We start from the raw sequence: 10812 nt of genomic DNA on the forward strand, positions 1-10812 counted from the left end.
AACCTGAAAGCGTGATGTCGGGGCTGTTTGCCTGACAGCTGCTGGGCGGGTCCGGTAGCCATGAGCTGTGAGATACGCGCAGGGCGGCGGGTTGACCGACGCTGAGAGGGCCGCGCGGGAGCGGATCCAGCTGCGGGCCGTGGAACGCTTCGAGGCGCTCAACCGGACGGCGTGACCGAGGACCACACGCCGAACCACTGCTCGGCGCCGTACTCTTCGAACCGCTCCACCTCGGTGAACCCCAGCTTCGCCGCGAGCCGCATCGAGCGGTCGTTGGCGGTCTGGGTGCAGAGCACCACGGGCTCGCCGGGAAGCGCGCCGGCGAACCAGTCGAGCGCCGCCGCGCACGCCTCGGCGGCGTACCCGCATCCCCACGCCTCCGGTAGGAACATGTAGCTGAGCTCGGCATCCCCGGCGTCCGGACGGACGTGACCAGGACGCTCCGCGTCGCGCCGGTCAAGCGTGACGATGCCGATCATCGCCCCGTCGCGATCGACCGCGAACACGCCGGGGCGCCGCCCGGGCACCTCAGGCACCGCACGCTCGAGCTCATCACGCGGTCGGGGGCCGCCCAGGTAGGTGCGCACCTCTGATGAGGCGAATAGCTCGATGAACGCCGCTCGGTCCCGGGCCTCGGGCTCGCGGAGCACGAGCCGCTCGGTCCGTATCGGGGCAGGCGCCCAGGCAACAGGTCCAAGCTCAGTCATGGCTGGCAACCTACCGCATGCCCTCCGGACAGGAGCCTCAGACGACCGATAGCGGCAGCAGCCTCTGAGCCGTCGGCAACGGTGGCAGATCTTGGCTCACGCGAACATCTTCCTCGTGCTCTGGCCACACCGGGAAGCCGCGAGCTGGGCCTGTCACCACCGAGCACCAAGTCCCGACATCGCGCATTCAAGTTCAGTGGCAAGGTACCGAGCTGGCCTGTCCCAGGGACTGAAAACAGGTTCTGACCGCGCAGGCGGGCGGGCCATCGCCCGGGCCGCCACCCCCGTGGGCGGCCCGGGCGGCGACACCGCCACGCGGCCGCACTCCCAGCGGGGTTGGGTCCCGGGGCCAGGTCCGGGGGCCCGAATCAGGTCTGGTCGTTCGCCTGCGGGTACACCCGCAGGTCGCCGTGCTGGACGGCGTAGACGGAACCGGAGTCGCGGGCCGTGTTGTTCTGTTCGAGGGCCGGTTCCCGCCGCCCGGCGTCGAACCCGGCGACCATTCTGACGAGTTCCGCGCGCGCGGCCGGGTCCTGGCGCAGGACGGCCGCCAGCTCGAGGGTCCAGAAGGCGAACAGCGCCTGCCGGACCTCCTCGGGGCGGACGGCCTCCTGGACCATCGCGGCGTTGTTGTCGAGCTGGGCCTCGACCGTGAGCTGCCGGCCGCGGCCCAGGCGGCGGAAGACCGCGAGCGCCGCCTCCTTGGCGGACTGCCACAGGTCGGTGGCCATCGAGCTCACCAGGACTGCGGCCCCCGCCTCCGCCAGTGCGGCCAGTTCCTGATCCATGCTGCTCCCTCAGGGCCTCGTGGTGGCGTTGATGTGCTGGTCGCCGTTCTGCACGGCGTAGACGACGCCCTGGCCGGACGCCTTGTTCACCATCGTCGAGCGGCCTCGCGGCCGCTCCGACGCAGCAACGGTCGACAGCGCTCCGTGCGAAGCCGACGGGCCGGACGGCCCGGGTAGGCCGGGTGGGTGCGTCGGCCCTGACGGCCCCGAGAGAGCCGCCGGTGCCGCGGCCAGCCCGAGCCAGGCCGGGGCAGTGAACTCCTTCGAACGGACGGTCACTTCGCGGAACATCTCCGGGTCGATCCCGGGGTACCCGTGCGGCACCGTGTCCTCATGGAAGTGCTGTGACAGGACCAGCACGGCGACCGTGTTTGCCGGGGCGGCGGCCAGGGCGGTGCGGGTCACCGGCGCGTCGAGCAGCCGGGACAGCACTTCCAGCGGCCGTCCGGCCACCTCACCGGCCGGCCCGAGCCGCAGGTCGCCGGCGTGCAGCGCCATCCTGACCCGGATCGAAGTCGCCGGTGCGGCCGTCCGGTTGTGGGCGCGCAGCCGGGCTGTGAACTCGTGCACCAGCGGGTGGATCAGGGCCGCCTTCGCGGCCCCGGCCGGGGCGGTGACGCGCAGCCCGTCGCCCAGGTCCTCCCGCAGGCAGGCCGACCAGTCGATCCGGCTCTGCTCGAAGGACTCCCGCAGCGTCGTCGCGAGGACTCGTCGGATCGTCATCAGTGCGGTGTCCCCGCGCCCCGACGAGTCTTCGATGTCCACCGCCAGCACCGCGCGGTAGGCCAACTCCCAATCCATCGAAGCCTCCTGAGATACCGGTCGCGCGTGGCCGCCACGGCTCCGTCGGACCATTCCGACGCCGTCGCCGCCCGCCGCGGTTCCCAGCCTGCCGCCGATCCGGGTCGGCGATCCCGTCGGAATACGGGATCGCCGTCGATCCGCGGGGGATCGCCACGGATCGCTACGGATCGCCATGGGCCGCCATGGATCCCAACGGATACCGGGGGGATCACCATGGGTCGCCACAGGCCCGCCCGCAGTACCGCCCGCAGTCGTCGCAGACGGTTACCGCATTCCGGCGAAGAGCGCATACTGGGCGCACCGGCGCGGTACGGGCGAGCGGGGCACACGCGAGACGGGGCGGGTGGGGCATGGCCAGCACGGAACGGAACACCGGTGGGATACGGCGCGCAGGCAGGGAACGGTGCACCGGCGGGGTACGGGACGCCAGCGGGGTACGGGGCGCCAGCGGGGAACGGAAGCCCGGCGGGGTGCGGAACGCCGCCGGGACCGCGGACGCACGGCCGCGCAAGCATCCGGGCAGGGACTGGGCATGGCCGCTGTCGAGCCTGCTCGGCGGGCTGGCCCCGGCCGACCGCGAACGGATGCTGACGCTCGGCACCGCGGTGCGCTACCCCGCGGAGCGCGTGCTGATCAGGGAATCCGACACGACGGACTTCCTGCTGATCCTGCTGGGAGGCGTGGTCAAGGTGACCGGGCGCACTCCCGACGACCGGGACGCCCTGCTGGCCGTGCGGATGAACGGCGACCTGGTCGGCGAGTTCGCCGCGGTGGACGGCCGACCCCGCTCGGCGACCGTCACCACCTGCGGACCGGTGACGGCCAGGGTGGTGGCCCGGGCGGAGTTCCTGGAATTCACCGGCAGGCAACCGCGGATCGCCCAGGCGGTCAACGAGTCCATCGTGACCAAGCTGCGGGCCGCGAACGCCCGCCGGATCGAGTTCACCGGCTGCGATGTCGCCACCCGGCTGGCCCGGGTGATCCACCAGATCGCGGTGTCCTACGGGGAGCCGGCCGGCGCCGGAGCGGTGATCCACTGGCCGATCACCCAGCCGGAACTCGCCACCCTCTCCGGCGCCGCCGAACCCACCGTGCACAAGGCCCTGCGCCGGCTGCGCGACTCCGGCGCCGTGTCGACCGGCTACCGCTCCCTCAAGGTGGAGGACCTCGCACTGCTGGGCAGCATCGCCTTCTCCTGAAACTCCGGCTCCCAGGCCTGTTCCCCAGCCCAAAAATTCGTATGACTAATTCAATCACCTTGGGAAAGCCATCATTTGACGGTTTCTCAGATTCGAGGCATCACTAGCATCCCGGTCATGGGCCGCCCCACGCGGCCCCGGTCCGGGCCGGCTCCACCCGGCTGACCGAACCTCCTTCGATCGGCTGCTGCCCGCGCGGCGGACCGCCCCGGCGCGGTCGCGTGCACGGCCGGAAAGCGGTGTGACGATGGAAGAGACGCACGAACCCGCCACAGCGGCACCCGACCCCCGCACCGACCCCCGGCCCCAGAACGGGAACGGGGCCGGGAGCGGGAACACCCGCGGCAACGACTACCGGGTCGACATCGACGGCGACAACCGGTCCCCGGTGATCGTGGGCAACCACAACCTGCTCGTCGACGCCCAGCACGGATCCTCGGTCACCCTGCTGATGCAAGGCCAACGGCCGAAACCCGTCCGCCGCGAGCGGACCGTACTGCTCCCGCGCCGACAGCAGGACCCCATCGGCCGGGCAGCCCAGTTCGCAGCCCTGGCCGAAGGCGTCAGGACCTGCGGCCTGGTCCAGCTCTACGGCCCGCCCGGCAGCGGCACCAGCATGCTGCTGCGCCACGCGGCCCGACGCCTGGCACCCGGCCCGGACGGCACGCTCTACCTCAACGCGGCCAACCGCGAGGTGACCGACCTCGCCCAAGAAGTCTTCGAAGCCTGCTACGACGCCGCCGGCTACGCCCCGTCGGACACCGAACTACGCCGGCTGATGACCGGACTGCGCCTCGTCGTCTACGTCGACAACGCCGAGCTGACCAGGGAACAGGCCCTCGCCCTCGCCGAAACCGCCGCAGACGCCACCTTCGTCTTCGCCGCCCACCGGCGCTCACTGCTGGGCGAGGACGGCAAAGTGATCGAACTGCCCGGCCTCGACTACCCGGCCGGCATGGAACTGCTGGTCCGCGAACTCGGCCGCCCACTCGCCCCCGACGAGACCGACACCGCCAGAGCCCTCTGGCAGGCCGCCCAGGGCCGCCCCCTGCACCTGCTCAGAGCAGCCGGCCTGGCCCGCTTCGACTCCGCCGACGACGCCCGGCTGCCCCTGCCCGGCAAGGTCTCCGAACTACTCCCGCTGCTGCTCGAACGGCTCGACACGCCAGCCCGCACCGTACTGCGCCTGCTCGCCACCCTCGACGGCACCGACCTCGCACCCGGCCACCTCGCCGCTATCACCGAACTCCCAGGCACGGAAAGGACCACCGAGCACCTGGCCGGGCTCGGCCTGCTGATCGCCGGGGACGACGGCTACCGCTGCGCCGAGGACACCGTGCCGGCCGTCTTCCGGCAGGACCCGGAACCGTTCCCGGTCGAACGGATCTGCGACCACTTCGCCGACTGGATCGCGCGGGCCACCACCACCGCCGACGACGTCGCCCGCCACAGCGCAGTCCTGGAACGGGCCGCCGCCCTGGCCGAAGCCACCGGCCGGCCCGAACTGGCCGTCCGGATCGCCCGGGCCGCCTCGCCCGCCCTGGCCCGATCGCTGCGCTTCGGAGCCTGGGGCCGACTGCTCGGCCGAGGCTGGAGCGCCGCCCAGCAAGCCGACGACAGGCCCGCCCAGGCCTACTTCACCCACGAGGAGGGCATCCGCAACCTGCTCACCGGCCGCCGCGTGATCGCCGCCGTGCTCCTGGGCCAGGCGGTCCAGCTGTGGAAGGCCCTCGGCGACCAGCACGGCGCCACCACCGCGCTCAACGCACAGCACTACACACCGGCAGCCGACCAACTGCTGACCGGATCAGGCGCCGTCCCGGTGGATCCGAGCGCGGCAGCCGGTGGTCATGCAGTGCTGCCCGGTGGCCACACGGTGCTGCCGGTCGACCCGACCGCCTCCGGACAGGCTGTCCACGGGGTCGCTACAACGCACGCCGCGCAGGCACCGACAGCGGCCTCCCACATGGCGGGGCTGGCGCCCAGCCCCGCCCCGCCCGGCACCTCGGCAGTCCTGCCGCACACGGCCGCCGGTCACAGCGCCGCAGGCACGGCCGCGCACGGTACGACACACGCCGCACACAGTGCCGGGCAAGCCGGTGTGCACGGCGCCGGACACACGGCTGCGCACGGTGCCGGGCAGGCCGGTGTACATGGTGCGACGCACGCGGCTCACCAGACCGCCGCGCACGTTGTCACCGGCACCTCCGCGGCCTCGGGTGGGGCCGGGGCGGCCGGCGCCGCAGGTGCGGCGGCCACGGCCGGGGCCGGCGCGGCAACTTCGGCCGTCATGGCGAAGGTCGTGCTCCTGCTCGTCGTCGTGGTCGGTGGGTACGCGGGGAGGGGAGCTATCGTCGCGTTCTTCGAGAACCAGTCGGCGTCGAGCCCCGACAGCCTCGCCGGGGTGTGGTCGACTCCGGCCGGCACGGCCCAGATCCGTTCGTCCGGCTCGGGGTTCACCATGCAGGAATGCACCACGACGACGACACCCAGTGCGGTCAACATCACCGGGAGCGGGCACAGCTATCGGGCGAGCTTCCCCGTTCACAACCTTGCCTACGGCGACTGCGGTCCGGTGATCGGCCACTCCACACTCAACCTCCGGCTCTCCGAGGACTACAAGACGCTGCAGGCGACGCCCTCGGGCACGTCCACCGAGGGTCTCCGCTGTTCCGTCTGCGGCACCTGGACCCGCGTGTCCTGACCTGACCCGTCTCTCCACCGCAAGGAGTCCCCATGCCCCCCGAGTCCGGCGACCGGTACACCATCCGCATCGGCGGCGACGCCACCGCCCCTGTCGTGGTCGGCCACGACAACCACGTGGAGGTGACGAACCCGCAGCCGGGCGCCGGAACGGAGGAACCGCCGGCCGTTCCCGCCTCCGGGGCCGGGGATTCCACGATGAACAACACCGCGAGCGGCCACAGCACCGTCTACGCTGCGATGCACGGTGACATCCACGTCCACCAGGACGCTCCCCGGGACCAGCCCCACGGCTGATCCCGGGGCCGGGCCGGAATCCGCAAGACACGCCCTCGGACGAGGCCGACATCGGCCAAAGAGACAGCCCCTAGAAGTCAACGCCGTTGCGTTTACCGGCGGCGGCGTGATGCAAGTCCGTCTTCCATGACGTGGATCTCGACAGAAAGGGCGTAGGTCTGGGTGGTTTGCGGGTGTTTTCCTGCGTTCGGCCCGTACTTGCTCGTTGGGTTCTTGCGGCTGCGGGCCTTGACGCGCTGGCGCCGCGCGGTGGGCAGCAGGTTGTCCAGGACCATCCGGCCGATCGGTCCGAGCAAGGGGTCGGGTCCGGCGGCGTGTATGCCGGTGGCGGTGGTGACCTGATCGGCGGCGGCCTGCAGCAGAACGGTGAAGCTGATCCGCTCCATGGCCAGACCCGGCCGGGTGGTGACCGCGTCGGCCGCGGTGCGGATGAGCGCCTGGTAGGTCGCCAGAAGCGCGTAGACCTCTTGATCCAGGCCCGGGACGCTTCGCGAGCGCAGGACGCGGCCGTCGAGCATGGTCGCCTTGATCGAGAAGTAGGTGGTCTCCACCTGCCACCGGCGGTGGTAGAGCTCCACGAGCTCGCCGGCTGGATGACGCTCGTGATCGAGCAGACTGGTGATCAGCCGCCACGGTTCACGCCGGGTGGTGCCGTCGGCGAGGGTGACGGTGATCCACGCCTCGATCACGCGTACCGGCAGCGTGCTGTAGCCGTGCCCGGCCCGGTATGGGGCGGCCAGGCGGGCCAGGTAGGAGCCGTCCGGCAGGCGGCGTTGGATGGTCGGGCGACGTCGGGCTGAGGAGCGCACGAGGAACTGTGCGCCGGTCGCGGTCACCTCGCGCAGGAACTCCACCGCATCGAAGGCGGCGTCCCCGAGTAGCAGCATCGAGTCGTTCAGGCAGCTCAGCAGGCGGCGGGCGTAGGGAAGTTCGCCCTCGTCTTCGGGGCCGAAACAGGCGGCGAGCACGGCCCGGGTGCCGCACTCGACCACCGCAACAAGACGCAGCAGCGGGTAGCCGAACCCCAGCAGCTCGCCGACGCGCTTCGGGTAGCGCCAGGTGACCTGCTCGTCGTCGGGCACGTGCAGATAGGTGCCGTCCAGCGCCACCGTGCGCAGTCCCCGGTAGAAGGATCCGGCCTGGCCGGGGCCGGCAACCGGCCCGGCGATGGTCTCGAACAACCGGCGCAGTGGAGCCGCGCTGAGTCGGCGGCGGGCCCGTGCGAGGGAGGAGGCAGCCGGGTGGATCGGGGTCAGCGGGCCGAGAGCGGCGGTGAGCTTGCCCCACACCGCCCGGTAGGAGCAGTGCTCGAAGAGGGCGAGTGCGAGGGTGAAGTAGACCACGACGCGGGCGGGCAGCAATCTCAGCCGCTTCTCACGAGCGCCGGTCTCCTGCAGCACGAGGTCCACCAGGTCGAAGTCCACGATCTGGGTCAGCTCGCCCAGGTGCCCCGGCGCGTACACCCCCGGGGCTGTCGTGATCGTCCGGGTGATGACAGACTTCTCCTGCAACGGGACCCCTGGTTCTTGATCATCTTGCTCGACACAAGTGATCTACCAGAGGTCCCGTTCCTCGTCGTCAGGGACTTGACCAGCCGCCGAACAGCCAAACGCAACGGCGTTGCCCTAGAAGTTTGCTGAAGATCTTTCAGGTTCTGGCCCCACCGCGTGTGCGGTGGGGCCAGACTCGTTTCGTGGCGATGGGGGAATGGGCTGGGGATCTGGTCGGGCCGGATGTGTGGGAGACGTGCCGGGAGCTGATCCCGGCGGGAAGTGTGTTCGCGTTCCTGGCCGAAGCGGATCTTCGTGCGCCAGAATCACGGCATGGTGATGGCGCGGCATTGGTACTCGTCGGCTCCCGTTGTGGATGGTCTCCCGCTGCTGGACGAGCCCGGGTTCTGGGCCGCGCACCTGGTCGACCTGTGCGATGACGTGTCGCCGGAGGCCTTCGGTGTGGACGCTGCTGATGCCGGTGCCATGTTGGAGCGGCTGCACGACAAGTCGGCCTGGCCGGCGTTCACGGTCCCGCTGGAGGGTGGGTTCGCGATCGTCGTGCACTACAACAGCGGCGAGGAGTTCACGAGCACGGACTACTTCCTGGTCCACCCGGGGAGCACCGATGCGGTCCTGGCCAGCATGGATCAGGACCGCATCGGCCCAGGCCTGTGCTGGCCGGAGCTCGCCGCGATCCTCCAAGCCCCTGAGGAGGCCGTCGGTGTGACCGATCCCCACGCTCGGCTGCTGCTTCTCCTGCCGGTGTTGGGCGACGCCCGGGCTCCTGCGGAGGCCGTGGACGTGGTCGTCGAGGCGCTGATTGCCCAGGGTGCCCCTGACGGATGCGAGCCGCTGGCCCGCCGCCTGCTCGAAGGCCACCCGATGTGGGGCGCCCAGGCGTGGGCGTTCGACACGGACGAGCGGAGCTGGATCTGCGACGGCGAGCACAGCCCGCGGCAGAGCCCGCTCGGTGACCACCTGCCGCAGGACCGGCGAGCGGTGCTGGAGGCCTGCCTCGCAGTGGCGGAACCGGACGCCTGAGCCGTCAGGCGGCAACGGCGACGAGCGGGGTGGGGAACGCCGTCTGCTCGTCGAACATTCGGCGGGTCTTGAGGCAGTGGTAGAGCTGGCCGATCATGCGGTTGAAGAGGTTGCGCTGGGCGGCGGCGTGCCAGTCGGAGTGCTCGTCGCGACGGCGCTTGTAGTGCGCTTTGGCACCGGGTGAGGCGGTCAGGGCGGCGAAGGCCCAGAGGTAGCCGGCGTGGTTGAGCCGGTCGTTCTTCACCCACCGGCGGGTGATGCTGGACTTCTTGCCGGAGGCCCGGGTGACCGGGGAAGCGCCTGCGTAGGCCTTGAGACCGCGGGCGTCGGCGAATCGTGTCCGGTCGTCGCCGATCTCGGCCAGGACGCGGGCGCCGAGCTGCGTGCCGAGGCCGGGAAAGCTGAGGATGATCTCGGCGTCCGGGTGCTGCGGGAACGCTTCCTCGACGGCTTGGGCGAGGTCGTCGGCCGCGGTGCAGGCGGCCGTGAGCTGGCCCAGGAGAGCGAGCATCTGCCGGCCGAGCGCGTCCTCGACCAGGGCGGGCTGGTGAGCCCAGTCGGCGCGGAAGACCTCACGCAGCCGCTCGGCCTCGGCCTCGATGCCGCGCTGGCGGCCGGCCCGCTTCAGAGCGGCGGCGATCTGCGCGCGGGTCAGACGCGCGGCCCTGGCGGGTGTGGGGGCGGTCTTGAGGATCTCGCGGGCCTCGGGCCGGCACAGGCCGTTCTTCCACGCCTCGAAGGCGGCCAGGGCCGAGGGGTAGTACTCGCGCAGCAGGGAACGGAGCTGGTTGGCCATCTGCTGCCGGTTCCAGACGGCGTCCTGCTGGGCGCGGGCCAGGACGGCGATGGCACGGGCCAGGTCGCTGTCGGCGGGCAGGGCCCGGTGGGCGTGCATGTCGGTGCGCAGGATGTTCGCCAGGACCAGGGCGTCGCCTGGGTCGGACTTCTTGCGGGAGACGGCGTGGCGGTCGCGGTAGCGGGCGGCGGCCATCGGGTTGATCGCGAACACCTTCCGCTTGCCGGTCCGCAGGACCGCGACCAGCAGGCCACGGGAGGTCTCGATCGCGACGGGGATCGGGTTCTCCTCGGTGTCGCCGTACTCGGCGAGTAGGTCCAGCAGCAGCTTGTAGCCGGCCGCGTCGTCGGTGATGTGGCGCTTGGCCAGCAGCTGGCCGGTGTCGTCGACCAAGGCGACGTCGTGTGTCTTCTCCGCCCAGTCGATTCCGCAGTAGATCACGTGGTTCTCCTCCCCTTGGCGCAGGTGTTTGCGCTGGTCACGAGCACATGCGGGCCACGCAGCGACCTAATTCCAGGACTCGGCACCAAGGCCGGTCCGCCACCTCACTAGCCTCCGCCTTTCAGTTGGGCCTGGCTGAGCTCGGTTGATGGCACTGGCGACGCGTTGTGCCTGTGTGGGGGTGTGGGGACATGCCGAGGTCCCGACGCGTGGCCGGTGTCTCCAAGGTCCTCGGTTCGTGGGTGGGCAGGGACGGTCGGGGAAATCAGGTGACGGGTCGGGGCAGGGCCTGCAGTCGTGTAAAGGCGGTTGCCAGGTCGTGGCGCCAGGGCCAGGTGGTGGCGATCCGCAGGTGTAGTCGGCGGGCGCCGCGGGTTATGCGGGCGGCGGCGTGCAGCAGCCGGTAGCGGAGCTTCTTCGGCTCGGATGTGGCCAACTCTCCCTCCAACAGGAGGACTTGGGTCCAGGCGAGCAGGTCTATGGCGGCCAGGGACAGTTCCAGCCAGGCGGCGTTGATCTGGAAGTGACGGGAGGGGAAGCGGC

Annotated in this window: 10 protein-coding genes; 4 read left to right on the top strand and 6 right to left on the bottom strand. The window is 71.1% G+C overall.

Features of this window, described 5'->3' with window-relative positions:
* Nucleotides 1-158 precede the first annotated feature (158 nt).
* The 3 genes from ACFU7Y_RS11610 to ACFU7Y_RS11620 form a co-directional block, all read right to left on the bottom strand.
* A complete protein-coding gene (locus ACFU7Y_RS11610; RefSeq protein WP_380767599.1) occupies nucleotides 159-707 on the bottom strand; it encodes a GNAT family N-acetyltransferase in 549 nt (182 codons plus the stop codon).
* Between the two features lie 368 nt (nucleotides 708-1075).
* Nucleotides 1076-1495: a hypothetical protein gene (locus ACFU7Y_RS11615; protein WP_380767600.1), complete on the bottom strand. Its 420-nt coding sequence runs from the start codon at nucleotides 1493-1495 to the stop codon at nucleotides 1076-1078.
* Between the two features lie 9 nt (nucleotides 1496-1504).
* The gene (locus ACFU7Y_RS11620; RefSeq protein WP_380767602.1) at nucleotides 1505-2296 is read right to left on the bottom strand and encodes a hypothetical protein; all 792 of its coding nucleotides are present in this window, start codon (nucleotides 2294-2296) and stop codon (nucleotides 1505-1507) included.
* 473 nt (nucleotides 2297-2769) lie between these two features.
* On the opposite strand from ACFU7Y_RS11620, the gene ACFU7Y_RS11625 reads away from it, so the two are divergent.
* From ACFU7Y_RS11625 to ACFU7Y_RS11635, 3 genes are all read left to right on the top strand, one after another.
* The gene (locus ACFU7Y_RS11625) at nucleotides 2770-3498 is read left to right on the top strand and encodes a Crp/Fnr family transcriptional regulator (protein WP_380767603.1); all 729 of its coding nucleotides are present in this window, start codon (nucleotides 2770-2772) and stop codon (nucleotides 3496-3498) included.
* A 247-nt stretch (nucleotides 3499-3745) separates the two neighbouring features.
* Nucleotides 3746-6202, top strand: coding sequence for an ATP-binding protein (locus ACFU7Y_RS11630; RefSeq protein ID WP_380767604.1), 2457 nt, complete (start codon nucleotides 3746-3748; stop codon nucleotides 6200-6202).
* A 32-nt stretch (nucleotides 6203-6234) separates the two neighbouring features.
* The gene (locus tag ACFU7Y_RS11635) at nucleotides 6235-6498 is read left to right on the top strand and encodes a hypothetical protein (protein WP_380767605.1); all 264 of its coding nucleotides are present in this window, start codon (nucleotides 6235-6237) and stop codon (nucleotides 6496-6498) included.
* Between the two features lie 92 nt (nucleotides 6499-6590).
* Here the strand turns inward: ACFU7Y_RS11635 and ACFU7Y_RS11640 are convergent, their stop codons facing one another.
* The gene (locus tag ACFU7Y_RS11640; protein WP_380767606.1) at nucleotides 6591-8009 is read right to left on the bottom strand and encodes an IS4 family transposase; all 1419 of its coding nucleotides are present in this window, start codon (nucleotides 8007-8009) and stop codon (nucleotides 6591-6593) included.
* Nucleotides 8010-8360: 351 nt separating this feature from the next.
* On the opposite strand from ACFU7Y_RS11640, the gene ACFU7Y_RS11645 reads away from it, so the two are divergent.
* Nucleotides 8361-9032 carry a hypothetical protein gene (locus ACFU7Y_RS11645; RefSeq protein ID WP_380767607.1) on the top strand — a complete coding sequence of 224 codons (672 nt, stop codon included), beginning with the start codon at nucleotides 8361-8363 and terminating at the stop codon, nucleotides 9030-9032.
* Nucleotides 9033-9036: 4 nt separating this feature from the next.
* Here ACFU7Y_RS11645 and ACFU7Y_RS11650 read toward each other — a convergent pair whose 3' ends face one another.
* Together ACFU7Y_RS11650 and ACFU7Y_RS11655 are read right to left on the bottom strand one after the other, a co-directional pair.
* Nucleotides 9037-10293: an IS110 family transposase gene (locus ACFU7Y_RS11650; RefSeq protein WP_380767611.1), complete on the bottom strand. Its 1257-nt coding sequence runs from the start codon at nucleotides 10291-10293 to the stop codon at nucleotides 9037-9039.
* A gap of 241 nt (nucleotides 10294-10534) precedes the next feature.
* Nucleotides 10535-10812, bottom strand: a 278-nt coding sequence (locus ACFU7Y_RS11655; protein ID WP_380767608.1) for a transposase, incomplete at its 5' end; no start/stop codon positions are given.

Origin of the sequence: Kitasatospora sp. NPDC057542 (genome assembly GCF_042801945.1) — a bacterium.
Taxonomy (GTDB): Bacteria; Actinomycetota; Actinomycetes; order Streptomycetales; family Streptomycetaceae; genus Kitasatospora.